This is a genomic window from Citrobacter sedlakii, from assembly GCF_018128425.1.
Classification (GTDB): domain Bacteria; phylum Pseudomonadota; class Gammaproteobacteria; order Enterobacterales; family Enterobacteriaceae; genus Citrobacter_A; species Citrobacter_A sedlakii.
The window spans coordinates 56,782-81,837 of record NZ_CP071071.1 but is presented as its reverse complement, the minus strand read 5'-3'; the positions used below and the strand labels follow the sequence as shown (position 1 = coordinate 81,837).

At 51.2% G+C, this 25,056-nt stretch carries 20 protein-coding genes and 1 pseudogene; 3 read left to right on the top strand and 18 right to left on the bottom strand.

The window, feature by feature from the left end:
* Positions 1-48: 48 nt before the first annotated feature.
* The 6 genes from bet to JY391_RS22960 form a co-directional block, all read right to left on the bottom strand.
* Positions 49-1,038 carry a phage recombination protein Bet gene (bet, locus tag JY391_RS22985; protein ID WP_001282585.1) on the bottom strand — a complete coding sequence of 330 codons (990 nt, stop codon included), beginning with the start codon at positions 1,036-1,038 and terminating at the stop codon, positions 49-51.
* Between the two features lie 94 nt (positions 1,039-1,132).
* Positions 1,133-1,663, bottom strand: coding sequence for a single-stranded DNA-binding protein (gene ssb / locus JY391_RS22980; protein ID WP_000987165.1), 531 nt, complete (start codon positions 1,661-1,663; stop codon positions 1,133-1,135).
* Between the two features lie 60 nt (positions 1,664-1,723).
* Positions 1,724-2,632 (bottom strand): hypothetical protein, encoded by a 909-nt coding sequence (locus JY391_RS22975; protein WP_000739139.1) that lies wholly within the window; start codon positions 2,630-2,632, stop codon positions 1,724-1,726.
* 10 nt (positions 2,633-2,642) lie between these two features.
* The gene (locus tag JY391_RS22970; protein ID WP_000085160.1) at positions 2,643-3,611 is read right to left on the bottom strand and encodes an AAA family ATPase; all 969 of its coding nucleotides are present in this window, start codon (positions 3,609-3,611) and stop codon (positions 2,643-2,645) included.
* A gap of 219 nt (positions 3,612-3,830) precedes the next feature.
* The gene (locus JY391_RS22965; RefSeq protein ID WP_001186917.1) at positions 3,831-4,016 is read right to left on the bottom strand and encodes a hypothetical protein; all 186 of its coding nucleotides are present in this window, start codon (positions 4,014-4,016) and stop codon (positions 3,831-3,833) included.
* 303 nt (positions 4,017-4,319) lie between these two features.
* Positions 4,320-4,640 (bottom strand): hypothetical protein, encoded by a 321-nt coding sequence (locus tag JY391_RS22960; protein WP_000547566.1) that lies wholly within the window; start codon positions 4,638-4,640, stop codon positions 4,320-4,322.
* Between the two features lie 294 nt (positions 4,641-4,934).
* Between JY391_RS22960 and JY391_RS22955 the strand changes: the two genes are divergently transcribed.
* Both JY391_RS22955 and JY391_RS22950 read left to right on the top strand, forming a co-directional pair.
* Positions 4,935-5,576 carry a hypothetical protein gene (locus JY391_RS22955; protein WP_000796664.1) on the top strand — a complete coding sequence of 214 codons (642 nt, stop codon included), beginning with the start codon at positions 4,935-4,937 and terminating at the stop codon, positions 5,574-5,576.
* Positions 5,577-5,698: 122 nt separating this feature from the next.
* A complete protein-coding gene (locus JY391_RS22950; protein ID WP_000709517.1) occupies positions 5,699-6,559 on the top strand; it encodes a hypothetical protein in 861 nt (286 codons plus the stop codon).
* 38 nt (positions 6,560-6,597) lie between these two features.
* Here the strand turns inward: JY391_RS22950 and traN are convergent, their stop codons facing one another.
* From traN to JY391_RS23940, 10 genes and pseudogenes are all read right to left on the bottom strand, one after another.
* On the bottom strand, positions 6,598-9,393 hold the full coding sequence (gene traN / locus JY391_RS22945; protein ID WP_001256484.1) for a conjugal transfer mating pair stabilization protein TraN: 2,796 nt from the start codon (positions 9,391-9,393) through the stop codon (positions 6,598-6,600).
* A 115-nt stretch (positions 9,394-9,508) separates the two neighbouring features.
* Positions 9,509-10,516 carry a TraU family protein gene (locus JY391_RS22940; protein ID WP_000983282.1) on the bottom strand — a complete coding sequence of 336 codons (1,008 nt, stop codon included), beginning with the start codon at positions 10,514-10,516 and terminating at the stop codon, positions 9,509-9,511.
* Positions 10,513-11,184, bottom strand: a complete 672-nt coding sequence (locus tag JY391_RS22935) for an EAL domain-containing protein (RefSeq protein ID WP_000575345.1) — start codon at positions 11,182-11,184, stop codon at positions 10,513-10,515. Before JY391_RS22935 ends, JY391_RS22940 begins: the two co-directional genes overlap by 4 nt.
* Entirely contained in the window at positions 11,181-12,446 is a 1,266-nt protein-coding gene (locus JY391_RS22930) for a TrbC family F-type conjugative pilus assembly protein (RefSeq protein WP_001447719.1), read from the bottom strand. The genes JY391_RS22935 and JY391_RS22930 overlap by 4 nt, the downstream gene beginning before the upstream one ends.
* Positions 12,409-12,939, bottom strand: a complete 531-nt coding sequence (locus tag JY391_RS22925; RefSeq protein ID WP_001010740.1) for a S26 family signal peptidase — start codon at positions 12,937-12,939, stop codon at positions 12,409-12,411. Before JY391_RS22925 ends, JY391_RS22930 begins: the two co-directional genes overlap by 38 nt.
* Entirely contained in the window at positions 12,936-13,253 is a 318-nt protein-coding gene (locus JY391_RS22920; RefSeq protein ID WP_000351984.1) for a hypothetical protein, read from the bottom strand. The genes JY391_RS22925 and JY391_RS22920 overlap by 4 nt, the downstream gene beginning before the upstream one ends.
* A 14-nt stretch (positions 13,254-13,267) precedes the next feature.
* The gene (gene traC, locus JY391_RS22915; RefSeq protein WP_000637384.1) at positions 13,268-15,715 is read right to left on the bottom strand and encodes a type IV secretion system protein TraC; all 2,448 of its coding nucleotides are present in this window, start codon (positions 15,713-15,715) and stop codon (positions 13,268-13,270) included.
* Entirely contained in the window at positions 15,712-16,419 is a 708-nt protein-coding gene (locus tag JY391_RS22910) for a DsbC family protein (RefSeq protein WP_001259346.1), read from the bottom strand. The genes traC and JY391_RS22910 overlap by 4 nt, the downstream gene beginning before the upstream one ends.
* 148 nt (positions 16,420-16,567) lie before the next feature.
* Positions 16,568-22,054, bottom strand: a complete 5,487-nt coding sequence (locus tag JY391_RS22905; protein ID WP_000606835.1) for an Ig-like domain-containing protein — start codon at positions 22,052-22,054, stop codon at positions 16,568-16,570.
* Between the two features lie 99 nt (positions 22,055-22,153).
* Positions 22,154-22,525, bottom strand: a pseudogene (locus JY391_RS23940) (response regulator); the annotation flags it as partial.
* A 256-nt stretch (positions 22,526-22,781) separates the two neighbouring features.
* Here JY391_RS23940 and sugE point away from each other — a divergent pair.
* Entirely contained in the window at positions 22,782-23,099 is a 318-nt protein-coding gene (sugE, locus tag JY391_RS22900) for a quaternary ammonium compound efflux SMR transporter SugE (RefSeq protein ID WP_000118520.1), read from the top strand.
* On the opposite strand, the gene JY391_RS22895 is transcribed toward sugE, so the two are convergent.
* Complete coding sequence (locus JY391_RS22895; protein WP_001221666.1) at positions 23,096-23,629, bottom strand: lipocalin family protein; 534 nt, start codon at positions 23,627-23,629, stop codon at positions 23,096-23,098. The genes sugE and JY391_RS22895 overlap by 4 nt on opposite strands.
* Before the next feature lie 93 nt (positions 23,630-23,722).
* On the bottom strand, positions 23,723-24,868 hold the full coding sequence (locus JY391_RS22890; protein ID WP_015056382.1) for an extended-spectrum class C beta-lactamase CMY-4: 1,146 nt from the start codon (positions 24,866-24,868) through the stop codon (positions 23,723-23,725).
* Positions 24,869-25,056 lie beyond the last annotated feature (188 nt).

Genomic DNA, 25,056 nt, shown 5'->3' with positions numbered 1-25,056 from the left:
TGGTTAGGAGGGAGATCTCCCCCAGCGGGGGAGTCCCCCCCGTTGGGGTTAGTAGTAACTGCCTTCCGCGCCCTCCTCTTCTGTAACAGGGATCATGTCCTCGTCACTCAAAGGCGGCATTTCTTCGGCACCAGGTTCAGCATTTGCAGAACCACCAGCGGCGGACTCTTGCTCGTGCGCTTCCTGGTAGTCAGGTTTCGGAGGCTCCATTTGATCCATCTCCTTGTCACGAAGGAATTGAGTCGCATATTGCAGTTCCGAACCTTCATACCGTCCCTTCACATACTCATGCGCCGCAGACCATGCGTTTTCAGCAATGGCGCGATTTGCGAGTTTGGTTAGGATCGGGTCAAGCTCTTTGTGCTCAATAGCCAAAGGCTCTTGGCTTTGAACTTGAGATGGTGAAGGGAGATTGGCAATAGCCGGGTTAATGGCCGATGCCTGCTCCATTTCACGGATGCGTTCAGCTTCATCCTGGTCATAAATACCAGAGAAACCAAATGCGACACGAGAACACTGGATCAGCGACTTGTGCCGGAGTTGACGCTTGGTGTGCGTTTGCCAGGGGCCATCAACAGTGTAAGCACCATTGCGACCTTGACCCTGAAACGGTTCACGGTACACCTCATCAATGAACTCCTTGATGCGGATAGGGCGAGATCTGTCCTTACGGTAAATCACGCATTCAATCCACTCAGGGCAGTCAACTTTCGCCCCCTGCATTCTGACCATCTTGTCCGAATACACGAACTCGACGCCATCATACTGGGGATGCTCGTTGATGATGCGGCTCCAACCATCAACACCTACTACCGGAATGATCCCATTTTGCTTGTCAGGAAACGCATAGATTTCCCGAGTGAAAGGGTTCAAACCGTACTGTTCAGCCACGATCAGGAGCGTCATCATCTGCTCATCGGTCGGGGCACTTCCATCTCGCTGCTTGAATGCGGTCGCCTTCAAAGTTTCATAGAACTTTCGGGTGTCCACGCCAAACCGGCTTGCGATACGGGTTACAAGAGATTTGTTATCAGACATGGTGTTTCTCCAATTCACGAATGAACGGTTTGAGGACACCATGACCCCCTCGGGGCATGAGTGCCCCCGTGGGGTTTAGTAAGAGTTGGCGGTGTTACCCGCCAGCCAAGTGGTGCAGCCGCATGAACGGGATGTCATCATCCCAGCCATCAGGAGCGGGACCATAGCCTCCGCCCATACCACCTTGCGGTGCTGATTGCTGCACAGGAGCAGATTGCGTACCGGCTCCTGTACGTTGCCCTTTTTGGGGCGCTGCACGTTGAGAGTTGTCCTGAGGTGCATTTCCACGACCACCAAGCATCTGCATTTCAACGCAGTGTACTTCGGTGGTGTAGCGCTCGATTTGTTGGCTGTCAGTCCACTTCCGGGTGCGGTTGCTCCCTTCGAGATAGACTTGGGAGCCCTTTTTCAGGTACTCACCAGCGACTTCCGCCAAACGACCTTTAAGCACAATACGGTGCCACTCAGTATGCTCTCTTTGCTCGCCAGACTGCTTATCGCGCCACGTATCCGTTGTTGCAACGTTGAAGTTGGCAACGGCAGTGCCGCTTGGCATGTAGCGAATTTCCGGGTCAGAACCGAGATTACCGACCAGAATTACTTTGTTGACGCCTTTAGACATCATGACCTCCAAGTTATTTGGAGAGGGCCAACGCCCCTTTCGGGGAGCAAGCCCCCGTAAGGGTTAAAAAAAGTGATCCTCTTGTTCGGCGTCGATCTCTGCCAGGCGAATCAGCTCAGATACAAGGCCAAGCCTTTCTGCATCTGCTCTTACTTCGTCGTAGCTGAAACCAAACCGTTCAATGAGGGGTTTTAGTGAATCAAAACGCTCGTAGTCGAAGGTATCACCCTGTTCATCACAGAATGCCACCAGCGGCTTCTCTACGTTTGAAAAGTCATCCGCGAAACGCTGTTGCAGGTAAACCAACATCAGCAGGGGTTTGTGACCATGTTCCGGGCGGAGTTCACCAGCGCCTTCCAGCGTAGCTGGATGGATAGTGTTTTCGCCTAGTCCAGTGCTAACCCCAAGCTCATAACCGCTGTCAGTACGCATCAGCACACTGGGTAGCAAGTCATTTGAGCCTTCGCTCCGAGCAACCTCAAAGCCGATTAAACCGGCTCCTTTGGCAAAAACCCCAGCAACAAAACCTTTGAAGAGGTTTATGTCACCTGGAGGTAACTCAGAGGGCGGAGATAACAGCCAGTTGAGAGATCCCAAGCTGGCTGTTTGTCCGGCTGAAACATTCCCCCCTTCCAGCACCGTCTGTGTCTCTGCGTTTACCAGCACCTCATCCAGAAAGGTGTACCCCTGGCTGAGAAACTGTGACACATACTGGCTTTCTTTGTCCTTGTAGGACATTGGGATCGTGTCTGGGCCGTTAGCTTCAAAAGGTCCTTCGAGCTTTGTCTCAGACCAATTTTCAGCTTTCCCATCAGTGACGGTTCGGCGTAGCTCGACCATCGTGAATTGGCCTGGCTCCGAGGAGCTGGGCTCCCGGAGCAACTTGTAGCCAATGAAGACTTCTATTGTGGTTTCGTCATTGCCCCACTCTTTAGCAGTGTAACGACGGCACAAACAGTCATTTTTCTTCATGCGTCACCTCTTAGCGCCATTGGTCCCCGAACACATCCTTCGCAACACGCAGGATGGCTTCACGCTCCTCTTTGGCCGCACGGATAAGCAGAGCTTGATCCAAGGCGTATTCAAGAGCATTTGGGGCACCACGGAACGCTAGAGACAGTTTCGCCCAACGCACCAACGTCCGAGTGGACATGGTGACGCTGATCTGACCATCTTCACCGTTTTCGCCAAGAAACAGTTTGCGGACCTGATTAGCAATCCGAACCATTCCCTTCCGCACATTTTCCGGAAGTTTCGGAGTAGCACGGCCAAGAATGCTGAGTTCAGCTTCCTCATCCGCATACCCTACTTTGGTGAAACGATAGCGATCCATAGCTGCGAGGTTCTGCATCATCACCCCCTGGTACAAACCAGAAGCATCACCGGACCCCGTAGAGTTACCAGTAACGACCACACGAAACATCGGGTGCGGCTTGATGATTTCCCCGCCATTCTGAGCGATCACAAGGGGACGCCCTTCAAGGACATCGTTGAGACCAGCCAGCTCGGCAGGGTCGGCCAAATCCACCTCGTTGATGAGGAGCAGATGACCTTCACGCATAGCGACTGCCAGAGGTCCATACATGAACTTCATGACAGGTGGTTGACCAGGCTTTTCCGCGACCAGAGCGTGATGTCCAATCAGATCTGTCAGCTCCATCCGCCCGTGGGCAGTGATTTGCTGAACAGGCCAGTTGAGACGACCAGCGATCTCGGTGATACCTGAGGTTTTGCCAGACCCGGTAGGGCCGGTTACGAACAATGCGTCACCGCCAGGCTCTTTGAGATAGGCCAAGACCTCTCGCAGAAACTCTTTGCGGAAAACGTAGTTGGTATCAGTGGCAGGGATGAAAGGGTTTGAACCGTCAGCGTAGCCGATGGCCGTTACCTTCTCCGGAATGCTGGGCATACCGAAAACCTTGCTTACTGAGAATTGAGAGTATTGAGACATAGGTGCGCTCCTATTGTGACAGGCGCACCACGTCCCGAACCGGGCGGATGCGCCCGGTTGGGCTAGTAAATTAACGTTAATTTGCTGTTTGTTTTTGGCGACCAGCTATCGCACTTTTCGCTCTCCGAAGAGAACAAAATCTGCTTACTGATGGTATTCACCATGAGTAAGAAGACTTTTAAGGAGCGAGGAGAGTAGCCTCTCCTGGAGGCTACTCCCTCAATGGACGAACATCACCACATCGTCGTTTTGACCAATGACCCCGGTTTCTTTGGCCCACTTCACTGCTTCACTGTGCGCCTGGTAGGAGCTGGAATACAGTTTCGGATCAAATTTCACCTCGCGTCCATCAGCCAGATAGATGATGCCTGCGTGATCGTCGTAAACATGAAGATTCTGTTGCATTCGACATTCCCCCTGTAGCTTGTCGTCAAAGCCAACTGACACCAGAAGACTTTGAGGACAAGCCACAGAGGCTTGACCAGAAAGAGAGGGGTTGCCCCCTCCCTTTGCGTTGACTATCAGCAGTAACCGAACGATTCAGCGATTCTCACGAAAGGACGAGAGATTGCCCAACCAGCAGGGATACACAAAGCGATGATAGCGATTTCCATGATGTTGCTCCTAAGCAAAAAGGGGCAACATCCCCGTCGGGGTATGGTTGCCCCGATGGGTTTGAAAGTGTCGAAGATTACTCAGCGACAGTTATTACCAAACAAGTTCCTTGCCCTTACGAAGGTAAGTCGGGATTTCGAGATAATCCCAGTCAGGTTCTTGTTTAGCGACTTCTTGAACTTGAGTTACCTCAGGTTCAACGACTGCTTTGGCTTGTTCAGCCTTGGCAGCACGTTCTTTGATGACGGCCTGTACAGACCGCATTGCAGGAACTGCGAATTTGTTCCAAAGGAACAAACCGATACGCTGGAACACTTTAGCGAGAACGATGAAGGAAAAAGCAAATGCCTTCGCGCCTACGTACAGTGCGCCCAGAGATGCAAGCAGAACTACAATGAAAGTGATGATGTGCATGGTGTTGCTCCTATGTAAAAAAAACAGGGGCAACACCCGAAAACCGGGAGAAGCCCCCGGCTTGGGGTTAAGTAATGCCATACGGCATAAGACTAGATGCTGTTTGTTTTCGGAGACCAGCTATCTCACCTATAGCCGCAGAGCGACTAAGATGATTCAAATATAGCTCACCTTTGCTAAACAGAAAACGCTGTAACTGTCCATTTTGGGCACTTCGAGAGGTCAGGTTACAGATTGACCGCATTTATCCTTTCCAGTGCGTTTATCTGTACCTCAAATTTAGGAGTATCTCTAATGGCAGAAGCACAAGTAGCACTGGACACAAACAACGACCGCAGCAACCACTACTCTCGCCCTGTTTTCAAGCAAGTTCTGAAAGTAAACAGCCTCCAAGCTCAGCGCGTCATGGAACGCAGCTTTGAGCGAGTTTCCAACTCCCTGTTCTCCATCGACGTGATCCTTCGCATCATCGGTGAGCAGGACGAAATCGACCAGGTTGAAACCGTCATCCTGGAACACATTTCCAAGGTCTCCGAAGACCTGGACAAAGCTACCGCCCAGCTCAACAAGCTGATGGAAGACAACGGCATCGACATGATGCCCGGCTACACCAACCCGAATGAATACACCATCGAGATCAACTCTCCTCAGGTTGCTCAGTTTGCACACCTGATCCGCAAACTGGATACCCTGATGGGGATCGTTGACACTCTCTGGCTGAACACCGTACTGACCAGCAAGCAGCGCACCGACGCCACTTACCAATGGCAGCAACGCCTCATCAAGCTGGCCGGTCGAATCATCGGCATCGAGAAACGGGCTCGCATTTCCGCCCACAGCAAAGGCAAAGAAGGTGAAGTGGCCGAAGCCGCTCCGGAATCTGCAACCGGCGACAAGGAAATCGCAGACGAAGCCGAGAAAACAAAAGCAGCATAACCCAGCCCAAACCTTTGCCCCTCGCCCGAGGGGCTTTTTTTTGTCTTTTATGGTTGCATTTTTTGATGCTGTGATATTATCGAAGTAAATCAGATTCAACTCAGGTAAGAACGGAGAACAACATGAAAAAGGCTTTAATCACCACCGTGGCTCTGGCTGTAGCAGCTCTATCTGGCTGTGCATCCACCAGCAGTTACGAACCCACAGCGTACAAAACCAATCACAGTCGCGCTTACAACATCGCGGAGGCCGGTGGCCTGGTAACAGGCATCCAAGACGCTTCTGTTCCGCGTGACAAGCTGGAGCGTCTGACCGACACCAAAACGTTTGGGGCAGCCTACGTGCTGTCTGGCTACATGTCCCCTCAGCTCGGAATGACCGACTGGCAAGGTGGCTTGGTCAACCTTGCGAACTGGGCTATCGGCCCCAAACAGCATGGCGCTCGCAATAGCTTGATCGCTTGGATGCCTGCTAACGAAGCAGTTTCACCGGCAGACGCTCAGGCCAAATTTCTTTCACATGTGAAAGTTTCCATTGAGTCAGCGCTGACTGATTTGGGTGCCAATTTCACGCTTCTGTATGACAAAGACGGTCGCCTAACCTATCAGTTCTACAAGAATGAATGGGGTTGCCCGACGTGGGTGAACGGACAAAGTAAGGTAGCTGACATGTGTTCCGTTAAGGTGAAAATCGTGGAGCCTCGCCTAGGGTCAGCTCCTAATTTTGTCTCTGGCGTTCAAGGTACAGCGTATGCCTTCACATCAGGCCATGAGACCGCATACAACTTTGTGAATGTCGGTAATGGGGCAGCAAGCCATGCTCCTCAGCAAGCGATCTACGCAGCTATTAGCAAACAGCTACCAGCTTGGGCCTACCTCTACCTTGCTCCAAAATCGGTTGAGCTGGATAATGGCGAAAAAGTTGCTTTCCCTTACCTTCTTGATCAGGGAAAAGCAGAGTTATTTGTTTACCCAGAAGCGTAATCAATCTACATGAGAAAGGGGCCGAAAGGCCCCTTTTTTTATCCACCACCAGTTGGCGCGCCTGTTTGAGGGTCTATGCTGTTTGTCGCCTCTTTTCGCTTCGCGTCAATATCAATCCCTTCCAACCGCTCCAACGCCCTTTCCTGAGCATTCTTCCGCGTCCCGTCAATATTGAAGTCATTCCCTGCTCCAGTCAGCGAGTCGAGATTTATTGAGGCCGGATCAGGGAATTTACCGTTCTGCTGTAATATCCCAAGCCACTCATCCAAATTAATTTTGCTCCAATCAATTTCGGCAATTTTATCTAGTGGAATCCCTTCACACTGAGGATTTTTGGGGTCTCCAAAGTTCTGCCCCAATTGAGGGCGAACCTGTTCTTGTATAATACGAGAGAGCGGAGAATTGAAGCAGCAATACGCTTCTCTTTTTTCAATACAAGCGCCCAACACCTTAGATTTACAATAAGAGCCTACATAGGTGCAATTCTTGAGCGCTCTTTTTGCGTTCATAGTGAACTCTTCTTCCTCGCACTTATAAATCATCTGGATCATCACCATCGCAACGACATAGACGGTATATATCGTCATGGCAGTGCTAAGCCATGTTGTCGCAGTCTCCATCATTGCTTCGGCAGCTTGTTCAGATGCTGCGGCAGCCGCCTGCTCTGTTGCTGCATCTTGGCCTGCTGATTTCATGACATCCATCATCACTTCTTTGACTTGCTCTTTGAGCTGGTCAATGAGTTGATCAACAAACTGCTCTACAGGCTGGAAGAACGAATCAACAGCACCTGAAACGTTCTCTATATAACTTGTGAACGGTTTTGTGACTTCTGTCCACCCTTGAAGGGCAGGTTCCCTAAGTACCTGATAAGCACCTTTAAGCGCATTACCATCAGTCAGCCCCATCACTGCGCCATCGAGCTTTGGAACGGCCATTATTAGGTTCAGATAATCGGCAAGAGATATATTGGTTGGCTTTTCACAGCAATCAGAAACTCCCCCAACAGCTATCTTGCATTCGCCAGCTTCCCCTGCAAAAGCAGAGCAAATAACGTTTTCATCCCCGGTAGGATTGTCATCCCCATCTTGGCCTGTGCAGCTCATATCCTGCGTCATGAATTGGGCTGCATTGAGCAACGCAGTAGCGCGAGCAAAATCAGTGCTTTGTGTTTTGGTCAAATCAAGGCAGTCATCTCCCATGCAGCGTATAGGCCCACCGCACTGGTACTCAGTTTCCTTTTCCAAGGTCGGAACAGAAACATCTGTACCACAGTCATAAGTATCCTCGTGGACGTAGCACGTACCAGAACTTCCCTGAGCACCATCAACACATTTGGAACTGATGAAGCCGCACTGAGGGTTTTCTTCATATTTCTGACAGCTATCGAGATTCCCGCCCGTGTTTACCGGACAGTGCGTTTCACCTTGAGGGTCTGTCCAGCAGTCCATTTGCCCCTTATAGAAGTCATAGTCAGCTTTAACTCGAACCTTTTTGCATAGTTTTGGAATACCAGGCAAAGGTGACGGCTTGAGTTGAGATTCGCAAACTTTGATCCCATTGATGACTGTGCAGCCAGTAGCATCAGTCGGGTCATCTATACATGTGATCTCGCCTTCCGCAAAACCATCTACCACCCCTTTGGCTGAATCCATGCAGCTCTGTGGAGCCCACTCATCCTTGGTAATGGCTTTCGATGGGTCATAGCGGAGTTTTATGCGGCCAAAACCCTCACCTTCGCCACTTACTGAAACGCGGATCTTAAACGTAACAACATCACCATCTTTCACGTTCTTAAAATAGGGAGTGACATCAACATTAGGGTTTCGCTCCCAACTCGTGGAGAGCTCACATCTACCGGCTGTTTCTGGAGGGAAGTTGCCATCTGGGCCAGACCACACTTTAGTCTCTTGGCCGGACTTACCGACCCACACTTGCATGTAGTCATCCCACTTGGCGTATTCAAGCGTTGCAGACACTATGGCATCTGGATTGCTGACTTGGACCCGCGTGTACTCCTCATAAATCTTGCAGTTACCACTCCAGTAGTTGTCCCCCACTCGACCAATCCACAACTCAGTACAGCCTTCTCCACAAGATTTGAGGTTATATGGACCATCATAGTGCTTCACCACAGAGGCGTCGTAGTCATGGACAACCTCACAGTCCGCGCTTTGATCTACAACACGCTGACACCGTTCATACTCTGGAATGTGGGCGTTGATAGTATTCTGATTGATGGTTGTTTCGGCAGAACAATCCCCAAAGCCACCTGCGATGAGGTCCATATCCTCATAGGTCTTTTTGCTTAGATTTAGTACCGGGTCATTACTGAAATCAGGGCGTGATCGATTAGAGGCATCGAGAAGAACCTTGTATGCCGCACCAGAGATTGATGGATTAGCACTATTGGCATCACTCCACAGCGACCCTTTTGCATTATTCCCCACGCTGTCCATGTCATCGCCAGAGTCGTAAATGCCTTGCAGACCGCCCACATCAGGTTTATTGGCATCAGGGAAGTAATAACTATCAGGTTTATTGTTGGTCCCGCTCGTTCCGGGGAATAGATCATTGACATTAATCTGACTCCCCCCGTTCATTTGGAATTGACCGTCTTTCAACGTCGGCATAGAGATTGTGCCATCTTGCACAGTCCCCGAGCTCGACTTGAATGAGTTTGAGAGGTTTTGTCCGAAAGCCTGGGCCTCTTTACCCACCGCTGTGATGTCCTGGTCTTGGCTACCGTTAGCGTAGGAATGTATCGGCAGCGCAGACATGGTTACTGTCAACAGCGAGGCCACAGCTTTCATAAAGTAATTATGACTTCGCATTGTGTTCTCCATTTCAACCTTCCCATGCTATCTGAGAAGACAAGGGCCACCTGTACGTGTAGTGGCCCTTTTGGGGCATAATCTAAAATGCCCGTGCAAATTCGTTAGGGTCTGCTCAATTGTTACAGCAATCATTCCATCGCCAGATGGTGTAAATAGGGTCTTGCCCAATTGCCGGTATAGTTCGCGCCAGACCCCACGTAAGAGTGGATTCGCCAATTACGTGAGATGAGTTTGTCTCTGGAACCGGATGCAATAGCGTGAATTTGTACTGCGTTTTGGGTAGTGTTGGGCTAATAACGCCTCTACACATAGCCTCAGAACCCATTGTCTTCCACGCTAACCCCCGGCGATGCAAAGCAGCCAGAACCCTTGTGCTAAGAAGACTGCTATCGCGGATAACACCTTTTCCACCATTCTGGTTGCCACTAAATGGATACAGGGTGCCCCATGAACCAGCACACCAGAAAAGCTGTTTTAAAGGTTTTCCAGCGGTTGATGAGACAGCATCAGCAGTACACGCAGCCGCCGCAATTGGGTTTGCTACTGCCGCCGCCTCTGGATTGGTAAAAAAAGCGAGCTCATCATTGTTCCAGGTCGGGTCGAGCTCCGACATGTACATGATGTCGAGATCCATATACCCATCAGCATTACAGGTCTGCTTAATAAATAAATCGAGCATCACCAACAGAGGAAACGCATAGTAGTGATAGTGCATAAAAGAACCATCACCACCATCCATGTCTCCCATGCCATGATGCCCTTGGTTAGTCCTATCAAACGGGAACCTGACACCATTCAAGACTGATGAGCAGCCAGGCACTCTCTGAAATTCAACGAGCCGTGCTGGCTCCCACATAGAAGTGGTGACTCCAGGCCGAGGGACCCCTAGATTATCCTCGCACATACACAGAGGGTTGCTTACGGCTTCACTCGGGAATGATCCGCCTCCACCACTTATAGGAACCCCTGCTACTTTGATAGGGAAAATACAGCTCCAGCAGATGTCAGTAATCAGTTTTCCGCCGATCACTTCCGCATTCTGGCACCCAGGGTCAGCCGATACCGAACCAACCCAAAAGACCGCGCTAACGGCCATGATCCGTAGAATTTTTTGCATCATGGTAAGGCCTTTACGTAATTCAAATTTTTCTCCATGACAGCAGGCTTCCCGTGATAGAAACCTTGTTGCCATGACAGTCCAAGTAATTTGGCGCTCTCCCCCAATGGGAAGCTCTCCACCTGCTCAGCAATGAGCTGTATGCCTTTTCGGCGGCAGTGGAGGATGGCCGGGTAGTCTTCAAGCGACCGCAGTCTTCTCGCGTCAAACTTGCAATAGTGCCAGTCATAACGGCTCAGGCGATCCAGAGAAGAGTTTTTGTCTCCATAGTCATCCAGCGCCAGCTCAACCCCTATTTCGGTCAGAGCCTCCCATCTCGATGCGAGAGAGGCGTCCTGAATGCCCTCTGTAATCTCGATGACAAGCCGTGATGAGTGATTTTTAGCAATGTCGCGGACAACCCTACACCACGCCTTGAAGATGACGTCTGATTGCAAAGTTTGTTCGGAGACATTCAGAAAGAGAGCCGGGTACAGATCCAAGCAATAATGAAGGTTGTCCTGAATGAACCGTGCCATCTCCATATCCACCAGTCCCCAATAAGGAGGAGATGACAGAGAGGATGGTGTAAGAACCCGGCCTTCGTCGTACCAACGAGCCAGTACCTCAGCAGCGACAAACGAACCTGTGCCGACGTCTTTAATTGGTTGGAAAGCCGGGGCAAAAATCATTCACCGCCCTCCTCAGCAAGTTCGCGGACAACAAACTTCTTGCCTCTGGCAGTAATGACGCTCGGTGTGTGCTCCAGCTCGAACCGGGTAATCAGATCTGGCGTCAGCAGATATACCGGCGCGTCAAAGTTGTCGGTGACACTCTTGTAGGAATCCCAGCCTTTGTCTTTGTCGAACTCTGTGGCGATATAGGTGATCCGTTGTACGCCAGGCTCCAGCTTGATTTCAGGCAGCTTCTTGGCGAGTAGTTCCATTTGCTTTTTGTCCAGCGGGTCGAAAACTACGACCGCTTGGGTAAATGGCCGCGTTCCAGGCTTGCAAACTTCCTTCGGATCGCACAATGGGTTGATCACGTCACCCGCGTGAGCGAACACAGTGCCATCCGGAGTGCTGATGTCACTGGTGATCATGACGCTAGGGTCAATTTCTCGTGTTCGAGATTTTGGCGCTCTTGGCAGCTCATTGAAATTCTGCTTGGTCCAGAAGCGCTCTATAGCCTGTTTCTTCTTCTCTTCCCAGTCGATATTGGCAAGGCGTTTCTTGGCAACATCAATAAGGTCTGGCTCACTGATTTTCTCCACCGGCCCCTTAACGCCGAGATCGCCTTTTTCTCCGTTATCCACTTCCCGAGCCAACCATACCGGGTCGGACAACCCGGAGACCTGGGCGACGACGTTTGGTTGTTCGCCAGGCAGCGGCTCATCCTCCAGCATCACAATCGTGGGAACGGCTGTGATGTTGTACGTTTTGAACAACGTAGGGTTGATGATGATGTTCGGCACTGGGTCTTTTTTGGCCGCGAGCGCCTGAATAGCTTTAACTCCCTGCCCCAAGTTCATTCCTTCCGGGATGCCACGGAACACAATTACAGAATCAGGCTGGCCTGACACCGCCGTTAGGACGTCATCTAACCCCTGTTCGCCAAGAGACAACGAGGCGAAAACCAGTATCCGATGGTCAGAGTAGATACCCTTTTCAGCCTGTTTCCGGTGCATCTCCTTGAGCGTTGGGTTAGTAGTTTGGAGCTGCTTGAAAAATGCCTTGGCTTCGGCCTGAGCCTCGTCCATGTGTTGGTTTTGCAACAGAGATGGCATTTCCATCTTCTGGGCCTTTTGGGCAATTTGCTTTCCTTGCTCAATAAGCGCCTTATCCTGCTCTGTGAGCGGAGACTCTTGAGCGTATGCCCCGCCAGCCACAGAGAACATCAACGCCACCAGAACGCTCTTAGAACAGGGGATATGCGCGGCCAATGATCTGATCATTTTTCACAGTCCCCCAGTAACGTGAGTCGAAGCTGAATGGGCTTTTGCCCATAAACCAGTAGTTGTTCTCTTTCAGCGTGGTCTTGCCGTAAAAGTGGCTCTCTGGCAGATGTAGTTTCCCTGCGAGCTGGAGCCCCTCTCCGACGACATCACCATTGACGGTGATCTTCCACTTATCGTTGATCTCGACTTTATCCCCCGGCATACCGGTGAGGATTTTGACCATGCGAGTCCCGTCCTTGTAGAAAGGCTGCATGTTCTTGGCTTGGAAGGCGTAAACCGCTCCCCTCTCCAGAGTTTGGTCGTTCAGATCAATGAGGAAGAAGGTGTAACCCGGCAGGCACTTCTCCTGTTGTGGATCAATGCCAATACGGTAGCGGCTGGCAAAGGCCGCACCAGCAGCCCAAAGAACCACTAGTGTCACACCTGCCTTAACCCCGAAGCGCTTCCAGGATTCCTTTTTGACGAAATACTTCTTGAGTGGAAAATTCATTTCAGCACCTCATCAGGGAGGTACACGTCACTTGGAGCCCCGACGACAGCACTTGCGTCAAGGACCAAATAACCTGCGTCTTTCAACTTCAAAATTGCGTCATTGGTCTTGACCATCAGCCTTTCAACTTCCTCCTGAGAGGCACCAGCGGGATACGCCGACGCCACTTTAGCGAAGTCAACCACGACCACTGGCGGGGTTTGATTCAAACGCTGATGGATGCTTGCCGTTTGTTCGCTCATCACGTAGTAGCTACCGCCGAAGCCACCAGCGGCACCGAGAATGGCGGCGATTGCGATTGATTTAATGTCCATTACTGTCTCCCTGGTTATGCAGCCTGCCGACGGCTTCGCATTACGGCCTTGATTGCCTCAGGTATGCTCATGCCTTGTTTCACAAACTGGTCGATGGCGTTAACGTCCACCGGATCGGTCGAATAAAGTAGCTTCTGGAAGTCGCCCACTATCAAGCGACCGACGCCCATACCGCTCTTCGATTTGATAAAGATTTCTGAGTACACGCCTTGGATGGTGTGTACCGTTTTGAGGGTGTGGAACCCGCCCTCTGAAAGGGTCAGACGACCGCTACGTTTAACAGATTCCACGGTTTCTTCGGTTTGGCCGAGCAAGTACATGCTGGCCGAGTTCTCCGCGATGGCGCGGCCCACTGCGTTCTCATAGAGGTCGTTGATGGACTGCGTTGCAATGACAACGGAGCCACCGTACTTACGGAATTTGCGGTAGGCATGTTCCATGAAGACCGAGACCTCGCCCTCTTTGAGCAGGTCCCAGGCCTCATCCACGATGACGACTTTCTTGCGGTTACGTTCACCCAGGAATACTTCTTGCTGGATCTGGTAAATAAGCTGGAGTAGTACAACCTGACGCAAGTGCTTACGCCCTTGCAGTTCATCGAGCTCCAGTACAGTGAACTGGTTCTGGAAGCTGACGTTGTTCTTGCGAGAGAAGTATTTCCCGTAGCTGCCCTGCGACGTAAAGGCGTAGAGCTGCTGACCAATATCCTTGAGGCGCTGGTCATTTTCTTCTTCCAGGCAGCGCTCAGCGATGTCGTCAACCTTCATCTCTTTACCTTTCTCTTCCCACAGGCGAGAAAGGACCTGTTTCAACGCAGAGATTTGCCATTCATCCAGCAAGCCCTTAGCCGAAGCCATCGCACAAACGAGGCTGACTATCGCGTCTTCTTCGTCCTCGTAGTTCTGTATGAGCTCAAACGGGTTGAGGCAGACGTGCGTTCCTTCTTCAAAGTGAACGAAGTCGCCATTGAGCATTTCCGACAACTTCTGGTAGGACTTACCGGCATCAATAACCCAGACCTGAGCCCCCTCGGACAAGTAGGAAAAAATCAGTTCGTTGGTAAGGAACGATTTACCCGAGCCGGATTCGGCTGCGATCACCAGGTTCTTGTTGGTATTACTGTCGTGAAGAGACAGACTCATGAGCTGGCCGTTGCGGGAAATCAGCGCTGCATGATAGGTCCCGGTCCCCTTCCATTCCCCAAACACCGGCAGGACCACAGCAGCCTGCTCGGTTGTCATGGTCTTGTAGCGGAATAGGTCTCGCACTGCATCCCGGTCGGTACAGAATGGCAGGCAGTTGAGGAACATCGGCAGAGCAACGAACTTGTCCTCCATCAGCTCGAACCGAGATTCACGCCAGATGTTTCGTGCGGCCATCGCCGCCGCTTCAACACGTTCTTTGGTTGGAGCAAATAAAACCACCGAGTAGGTGATCTTGACTGGCTTAGCCCCCTCTTTCATGGACTCATAGAGAGTGTCGAAGCTCTCCTTCTTGTCCGCCAGCACCGGCACGAATTTGAGCATCGGCCCGTAGGCTTGGTTTACAGTGAACTGGCGTTTGCGCTCCAGAGTGTTTTTCGTGCTTTCTGCCTCAGGGAAAAAAACATTGGTCACGACCATGTAGTTTTCTTTGATGCTGGAATTGCCGCCGCTGAGATCCCCGGCATAGGTCAACGCATCACCAAAGTAGAAAACGTCAGGCAGCTTTTTCGCTGACATGACTTTCGCGTGGTAGTCACCCAGCCTGATGCCATTCTTGCTGACTTCCACGTCGGTGCCGTAATCGAAGATTTGCTCGCAGATGGGCTTATCCATCTCCCAATCCACAGAGTCATGTCGCCATGAAGCATCTGGCCCCCAATTCAGGATGGTGCTCATGATCCGGATGTAGTTCACCGCCGTCATTGTGCGAGGACGCAGACCAACGGTTTGAAGCGATGATTCGACCTTCGTGCGAAGCTGTGCGAGCTGCTGGAGTTCGCTTTCAGTCGGGTTATTGTTCTTGATGGGGACTTTGCACGTAACGAACAGCTTGAGGTCTTGGATCAAGCCATTGTCGTAGATACCTTTGTTGGTCTTGGCAAATATGCGATCTGTCGTGTGGTGCTGGAGGAAGTTAATCCGTTCCTTGATAACAGATGTCAGCAGCTCGTGACGGAAGCCATCACGCAAACCCATCATCCGGTACATCTCCTGATTGATGTCCGGGGAGCGGAACAGGACAAACTGGAGCGTAGTCTTCGACGGGAACTCCTGATTCAGGAAACCGTTCATTCGCTCCTGAACTTTTTCATCGGCACCACACAGGGGCTCACACATGAAACCAAAGCCTGCACTGTGATCATCCATAAGGAAGACATGATCGTCTTCGTCATAGGCCAGGACAGGAATAATCCCGGCAGCTCGCAAGTGCTCCGGGATCAACGTTTCTTCGAGTTTCTTTTTGATGGTTACGATCATTCAGCACTCTCCAACCATGATTTCAGGTTCTTCGGACGTCCTTTGCTGACACGACCATCCGGAGCAACAACGAACGGAACGCCCTCAATCCCAATGAAATGAGCTGTCAGCAGCGTTTGGTCGTATTGGCCGGGGTCGCAGGTTTCTTTTGAAGGAAGGGAACCCAGGGTGTTGTTCATCAGCGCATCAAGCGCGTGGGTTTTGTCTTTCGCGCAGTACAAGTTTTTTGCCAGGCGGTTGGACTCAGCACCCAGAGCTGGAATCACGATAAATTTAAAGGTGTAATCATCCACCAGCGATTTGGCATCACCCATGAGCTGATGGCAAACCGCGCACCTAGGATCAACAAAGACCACCACCTCTTTGTCACCACGCCCCATCGACACAGTGTTCAGCGTGTCCACATCCATGCCCATGCTCTTGAAGTGGATACGCTCCGCTACATCCCTCATTTGGGACATCGTGTTGAGGGGCTTCTTGCTCCACAGGTCGTAGATTTGTCCTGAAATAACAAATCGTCCGTTTTCAGAGAGGAACATGATCTGCCCATCACTTTGGACGGCTCGAACCCCTTTGATGGGTAGCTCTACAATGTCCTCTATCTTCGCCGCTCTGGGATCGGTGATTTCCAATTTCGATGACGCATGAGCCGTGCCGGTAATAATCCCGAACACCATCAGCGCCCCAAGTAATTTTGTCCGCATGTCTATCCCCTAAGATTGGATTACTGGATGCTGGGCAGTGTATCCGGGGGATGGAAATAGACTCGCCTCTGTAATAGCCCAATTTGGACAATTCCAGCGCGATACAAAAAAAAGCCCGGTCTGAACCGGGCTTTGAGAGGAATGAACCTTAGTTCATGGTAACAGCTTCGGATTTGCCCCCAGAGTCATCGACCCCAACCAGAGAGATGGTCGGCATCGTTTCATAGGTGCCCTTGCTGATAGTCACTCGATCAGAGCTGATGCTCTGCAACTCACCGGCAATGGTCCATTCGTAGGACTTCATGCGGCCATCGGTATCTTCGCAGTTCGCATAGACGATCCACGACCCAACGGTCTCTCGTGAGCTCAGGCTACATGCAGGCAACTTGTTCTCTGCAACATTGATGTTCACCTCGCCCTCAGCTTCATGCCCCATTTCTGAGGTTATTTTCAGCTTGATGCTGTGCTCACCAGCGCCCAGAGTTGCTCTGCCGTAGTAACCACTGCTTTCCAACGGTGTACCATCTACCGAATAAACACGAGTCGAAATACGGTCGCGTGGGTGGCCGCCAGAAATGTACGGTCGCAACAGCACATCCAGAGGCTCACGCTCGTATTTGTTCGAGCCAGAGTATTGCAGGTCAATGGCATAGGGCGCTGCCTGGCCGATCTTGAGCGGTTGCTCGATCACGGTCTCATGGCCGCGAGCATCACGGACAGTGACCTTGATGTTGTAATCACCCGGCTCATTGATCACAAAGGACCGGACAATATCCTGCCGCTGATCCTGAATCACAGCGCCTTCCGGCAACTCCCACTCGTAGGTCGGCTCTTCCAGCTTGCCGTTGAAGGCAATTGGCCGCACTGACGCGGTGATCGTCGCAGGAGCCACGTCTGCGTTCTTCCTAACCTGCATTCCGAAGCTCGGCCATACATACTGCCAAACGCGGGAGCGTAGGCTATGCGAAGCCTCTGCACCCTGATCTCGGTATCCTTCGATCCAGGTGGTGTACTTCGTTTCTACAGTAGCCTGATTGAGGTCAGTGTCAGAGGGTTCGTACTCAGCAGTATCACCCTGCACAATCGAGCCATCAGGCAGCGTGAAGAACCCGTTCAGCTTCACGTCCATCCCACGGTAAGGCAGGCTGGTTTCGGCTTTGAACACATACTTCTTACCGGTCTCAATAACTCGCGGCCCTGTCACGTAAGGACGAGGTGCCTTCACTGCTCGGAAGTCAACCGCCGTTTTCGCAACTTCATAGGCATAGCCGTCATCAGCCGGTGCCGTGGCAGAGCGCACACGAGCCCACAGGCGGTATCGGGTTTCTTCATCGCTCGAAAGCGTGATGCTATCCCCTGTCTGCGCGTAGGTTTTGCCACCGTCAGTAGACCACTCAACAATGGCATTGCCACCGGAGATTGGCTCATCGTTCAACGTCAGGTTCGCTGTGTACTTGCCTTCACTTCCGACAAACAACGTGGTCGGGCCGATAACAGCAATATCAGGTTTGTCGTAAGCGACAACACTGACCGCTTCGGTGTACTTTTCCGCACCTGAGTTGACGTTCACCACCTTGGCCCGAACCTGGTACTCCCCCTTGTCGAAGGTCTTCACAAGCTGATACTTGTATCGATCTTCTGGGATGAACTGCTCCCAGGTTTTACCGTCGTCCTTACTGGTTTCCCACACAACCTGGCCGGTAGCCCGGAGATCCTGACGGTCGTCCAAAGATAGCTTGAACACAGCAGTGAACGGAGCTTCACCAGACAACTTGCGAGCCTCCACGCCAGCACCGATGGCACCACCGCGAAGCACTGTCAAGAAGGCAGGTCTGATAGACAACTCTGTGCGGTTGTAACCCTCAACAGGGCTTTCCAGAACAGCCTCAGCAGCGATACGGACGGAGGAAGTATCCACACCAGACAGGTCTACTGAGAACTGAGCTTCACCGTTCGATGCTTCCGCATAATCAGTGAGCGCAACCGTCTCGTTGTAGGCCTTTTGCTGGATCAGGCGTACTTTCCACACCCCCATCGTGTTAGCGTCATAGTCACCATCAGGTTTGTACTGATCACGGATGAGAACCCTAACCGGCAATGCCTGGGTGTCAATCGCGGTATCACCTTTAACTTCAACGATAGGACGGATACTGTCAGAAGGTGCAGAGATAGCCCGGTAGACAACCTCAGTCTTCACATCAGGCACCTTGTTGTAGGCCGCGTTCACCTTGTAGGTGGTCTCCTCCCACAACGCTCGCTCATCGGTATTGATGCGGCGATACACCTTATTGGTGGCACCCCATCCCGGAGTGAAGGTCTCAGACTCAAGAACATCCGAGTTGCGCGATATGGCAATATCCAGATCAGCTCGTTCAGAGTTGATAATGGCATCACCCAGGTAGTTACCTGTCATCGGCACCAAGTAGATGTTGTCTTTGAAGTTGTAGTCGGAGGCTAGTTCAACGGTCGGAGCTGGTGGGTCAACCGCTTCGACATTGAAAGTCTCGTCGTTCAACGTCACCCTAGTGCCGTTACGGGTGAAAATACTTACCCGCCACCCCAGTGGATGAACGCCGTTGGAGGCCAATGAACCAGAGAGCGAAGGTGATTCCGATAACGGGTCTTGGACCAATCCATCGGGGATCTGCTGCCACTCGAACAGACAGGCACGGCTTGCACTACCAACAGCCTTGTTCGCGGCCTCTTTTTTCGCACGGTCTGCGCTGAGGGTTATAGAACAGTCTGGCCCCTTGCTCTGCTTGAAGTTCACATCAAAATCTTCAATGACGCGATTCACCTGAGCAATGTCATCAATCGGGGTGTAGCCAACAGAGCCATAGGCAGTAGTTACCGTCAGGTTCTGAGAGCCAGACCCAACTTTTACCTTGGAACCGTCACCACTGAACAGGTACAGGCTGTATTCGACAGGTTGTTCACCAATGCTCACAGCCTGCCCCACCAGCCCAGCAACTTTCATCCCGTTGTTGTCCTGCGTAGTTTGTTCAGCCTCATCTGGAGTTCTGTCCCACTGGAGCAAACACACCGGGTCACGAATTGGGTCTGCGGCCATAGCCACATCCTCTTTCGTGGTGAACCGGCAAGGCACACCCGACTCTGGCAGGGCATAGATTTTCACTGGGTCAATGACCTGGCGAATTGTCCATGATTCAGCAGAGAGCTTAGCCGTCCCTTTCCAGGTATTGATGTCCACAACCAAGATGGGTGAGTTCGGCGCGGAGGTCATGACAAGAAGGCTGGAAGAGCCGACCACATCAGGAACAGCAGGTTTAACCGGAATGCTCAAACGACCACCTGACGCACCGAAATCATGTTGGCTCATGATCCCCATTGTCTGGCCTGGCTCGATACGCACCCCATTAACCACCAGCGGTACTTTCGCATCAGAACGTAGGGTCGCAAACACGTCGTATGAACCTGTCACGACAGCACCATCACTGAGCGTCAGCGGCTTGGTTTCGATGATCCGTTTGCCATCTGCATGAACAAATTCATGAGTGACAGCGGGGACCATGACCTTGCCATCCATCCCATCCGCCAGCATTACCTGACGAGGTTTGTACTCGAAGCCAACAGCCTTTTGAACCGCATTGCCTTGTGCATCCTCACCGGAAACAGTCAGCGTGTAAGATTCCCCTTCCTTCAAAGAAGGGAACATTACCGGGTACTCAAGGCGGAATCGACCTTTCGACTCCTCACGCCAAGACAACTGCACCTTGTCATTGGCAGGCCCCCCTACAAGGGCAATAGAGGTCAATTTAGGTGAAGGGTCGATAGCATCAGCCAAGGTAATAACAACATCATCTAGAGTCTGGATAGCTGCTCCATCTGCCACACTGAGTGTCATGGTTGGTGGCGTTCTATCAGACGTTATCTGGAACATTGGTTGTCGCGTTAAAGGCCCGTGCATCTCCTCTGCTGCGGCAACAAGACTGTATTGCCCCTCAGGGAGAGTTTTAAGATCCCACTGGTAAGTGTAGTTCTCCCAGTTGTTGGCTATTAACCCACCAGTTGGAGACAGCTTGTTGCCTTTGCTATCTTCAATCCATGCACTTCGCAGACGCAGCCTATCAAAGTAAGCGCCTCGTCCTGGCTGGTTAACGAATAAGGTAAATACCTTGCTATTTTGATCGAACTGCTGACTTAGCTGAGGGTAGTGCTGATCGTTCCAGTTAACCTCTGCCCAAAGAGGATTCGAGCGAAGAGATTTATCCGGATTGAAAACTGTCGCATTATCGTGGACGTACCCTGTTGTGCCTTTAGCCATTGTGAAGCTATTTGCAATCACGCAGCTATCTTGACCAACAGGAATTTCACAGCTTCCCCTGTGAACGGCAGTTTGAACGTAAGGCCTTGGTTCAACTTTGACACGGATACTACTAACAGTGACAGGAAGAACAGAATTGTTCACCCAGTAGCGGTAAAAACTAGACCATCCTATATCACTGTAATTGTAGTCCACACCCAAAAGTCTGGGACTTTTAGGCGCTGATGGAGAGAGTGTGAGGTTATAAGCAATACCGCCTCCCCCCCACTGGCCGAAGTTCACCCAACGCCAATAATTGCCGTCGGTATTGCCATAAGGTGCGGTTGTGACGAGATAAACATAGCTGGCATCTTCTCCTACCTTGGACATCTCTCCCAAGGCATTGGTCATATTTATCCCACCTTCTCTATACTCATGCCAGTTATCACGCGGAACACGCCAAGCTAACTTGATTGGGTTAGTTTTAACTGTCATGCCCTCAGTGTAAGCAACAAATCCGGTTAATCCAGGGCCTAAGTTGTTTGTACTTGAAGGGTCATAAACACCAAAAGGTGCAGACGGAGCATTGGTTATGCTATCAAACATCACTTTTTGACGAGGTGAAAGATAGCTATTTCCAGCGCTATCGCTTATCTCAAACTGAAGTGTAAACACTTCATCCAAGTCAGAGGCTGGGAAAAAGCCAGATTGGAAAGACTGTCTAGCTTGTCCGTTAGCGTCATCGTAGTTCACGGATACATCTTTGTAGAGTGAACCGTCTTGACGATACAGCTTTGCTTTGACGCCTTTGATGGGTGACTCATCAGAGATTCCTGACAGCAAAAAGGCATTATCCTCAGAGCCACCTAGACCCAGTTTCCAAACATCACCGCTAGTAACCTGCCCATAGTTACTATAAACCGGGGCAAGCGAAGAGTAGGTTGGCGGCGTCACATCGACAGTAAGAGGGTATTCATCCGTCTGTACTGTAGAACCATCAGAGGCAAGAATTTCCGCCCTGATAGTGTATGCCCCACCAACTGGAGCTGGTAGTTGAAGTTCCGCACCATAGTAGGATTTTCCACCCACTGTGATGCGATCAGTAGCCCCAAGAAGGTGGCTGGTCGCTGTCGAAACCACTGTTCCATCCGACCGAAGCACCGAAATCTTTACCTTTCGGTCGATACCGGCACTCAAGGCAAACGAGATATTGCCCGTTGGGTTGGCATAGTTGGCATTCGGAGTCAGAGACCGTTGCGTACCATCTGGAGCCTTAAAGGTGTATTCCAGCAGCTCTGCATGAGCAGCACCAGCGGTAAGAACCGCCAGAGCCCCAAGCATCGCCGGAATTTTAGGCTTGAAATTGATCATCGCATTCTCCATTCGTTTTGAGTTACAAGAACCCAATGCTGGAGGTTACGGGAGGGAGTGCATAAACATGGGCTGTGGAAGTGCCCTTTTTGAGCAAATAAGGAAATCCTGAATTGTGTGGGAGAGTGTGTTCAGCGTGGTGTGCTTGGTCAAGACCGAATGGGCTACGGATTGAGAGGGCACGATGGGTGCATGCTGTCTGTCTGCTGATTGCAGTAAAATTAGTGGGATGACGCCACAACTCATAAAAAAAGGTTTAATTGGCGGACTGGAGTGCGTCTCGCTAATAAAACTGTATAAATCCGCGATCACCAGATGCGGTTTCCATTGCAAAATATGCTCTTTTGCTAACAGGAGATTATTGATTCCTGATACCAGAAATGAGGAGCTGAACCTGCCAGAATGATTAAGCAAGGCCTCTATCCCTGTGCGGGTAAAGTGGCACCGGTCAATCACTAAAATTTTAAGCATAAACGTTTCGCATTCAGAAGAGGGGCAATCGACTTTCTGGTTTCAGAAAGCCCTTCATCATAGAGAACTCCGATGAGTGCCAAATGCGGGAACTACGCCGCTAATTATGCTTAATTCTTGCTTTTAGCAGGCGGTGAATAAAAAGGTTGAAATTCATTTTCTTCCGGGCAAAAATGCCATTTCACACATTAGCTTTGCAGGACGACCTGCAAACGCTTCTTTCACCGGGGACGGCCCCATTGTTCTGGAGCCTGATATGTCCTGGATCGTTTTATTAATTGCAGGTTTGCTCGAAGTTGTCTGGGCGATTGGCCTGAAATACACCCACGGTTTTACGCGTCTTACGCCAAGCATTATCACTATTGCGGCGATGATCGTCAGTATCGCCATGCTCTCTTGGGCAATGCGCACGTTGCCTGTAGGAACCGCTTATGCGGTCTGGACCGGTATTGGCGCTGTTGGGGCGGCCATTACAGGGATTTTGCTGCTGGGTGAGTCTGCCAGCCCGGCACGTTTGCTGAGCCTTGGGCTGATCGTTGCTGGCATTATTGGTCTGAAGCTGAGCACTCACTAAGCGCCAGGCTGTTTCACCCAAATCAGTTTATTCACTTCAAACCCTTCCCGGGTCGCGATGGCTAACATTTGCTGTTTCATTTCATCTGAAATAGTAGGGGTCCGTGAAAGGATCCACAGGTAGTCGCGATCCGGACCACAAACCAGCGCGTGACGATATTCCCGGTCGAGTGCAATTACGTTATACCCGCCATAGAAGGGGCCGAAAAAAGAAACCTTAAGCGCGGCTCTGCTTGGGTCGCCGGTGAAATAGGCTTTCCCTTCCGTTTTCTGCCACATCTCCCTGTCAGGGTTATAGCCCTTGTTAATAACGTTGATGCCGCCGTCGTCGCGCAAGCTGTATGTTGCGGTCACTTTATCCAATCCGCGCTCGAAACGATGGTCGAAGCGCGCAATTTCATACCAGGTTCCCAGATAGCGTTTGGCATCAAAGTTATTTACCACGGTAACGCCTTTCGGCGGTGTCGGGGAGCTACACGCGACAACCAGGAATGCAGCCGTAACTGCAGCAACGACGGGCAAAATGCGCATGGGATTTTCCTTGCTGTATTTTTGTTAAGTGTAGATGACAACAGGAAAAAAAGAGAAAGAAAGGAGGCCCAATATCCTGGGCCTCATCGTCAGTTATTGCAGCTTTTCAAGAATGCGCCAGGCCGCCTCGACACGGACAGGGTTAGGATAGCTTTTGTTTGCCAGCATCACGATGCCAAGGTTTTTTTCTGGAACGAAGGCTACGTAGCTGCCAAATCCACCAGTGGAGCCCGTTTTATGCACCCATGAGGCTTTCACTGCGGGGGCGGGCGGGTTTACCTCAACGGCGGGAAGCGCTGCCAATGCCACTTTGCTGTCGCTGCCGTTGATGATCGAATCAGCTTTCAGCGGCCAGTTCAGCATCTCCCAGCCTAATCCCTGGTACATATCGCCAATACGCCAGTAGCGAGACTGCGCAAGCGCAATGCCCTGCTGGAGCGTTTTCTCCTGAACGTGGCTGGCATCCATGTTGGCCTGAACCCAGCGGGCCATATCAATAACGCTGGATTTCACGCCATAGGCTTCGGCGTCAAGTTGTCCCGGAGAAACGTGTACGGGCTTCCCTTCGCGATAGCCCCTGGCATAATCTTTTTGTTCGTTCTGCGGAACCGTAATCCAGGTATGCGCCAGTTTTAATGGTTGCAGGACGCGTCTGGTCATTGCCTCTTCGTAACTCATTCCTGAGGGTTTCACCGCCAGCGCGCCAAACAGACCAATGCTGGAGTTAGCGTAAAGTCGCTTAGCGCCCGGAGTCCATTGCGGCTGCCAGTTTTGATAAAAATGCAGTAATGCGGCTTTATCCCTAACGTCATCGGGGATCTGCAGCGGTAGGCCGCCTGCCGTATAGGTGGCTAAGTGCAGCAGGCGGATACCCTGCCACTGTTTGCCTGTCAGTTCTGGCCAGTATTTCGTGACCGGATCGCTGAGCTTAATTTCGCCGCGGGCGATAGCATCGCCGCCCAACACGCCGTTAAACGTCTTACTAACCGATCCTAGCTCAAACAGCGTTTGCTGCGTGACTGGGTGGTTATTGGCGATATCGGCTTTACCCCAGGTGAAATAATAGGGTTTTCCCTGGTAGATAACGGCAACGGCCATACCCGGAATAGCCTGCTCCTGCATCAACGGGGTGATGGTGCGATTAACGATATCGGCAATCTGTTGTTCTGTTTTTGCGGCAGCAAATGTGGAGAAAGAGGCTGTCAGCAGCAGAGCGCAGCATAACGATTTTTTCATCATGAAATCAGTTCCGTAATTAAAAGCAAAAAGGTGTCCGGGCCCGTCAGACGCAATCAGTGTGTTTGATTTGCACCGTGTTGACAAACGGTTAAATTTAGCAGCAGATATAAGTTTTTCCTAAATTCCACGTGTGTTTTTTATTAGCTTCAAAAATCACTATTTCACGAAGAATTTAGACTGCTTCTCAC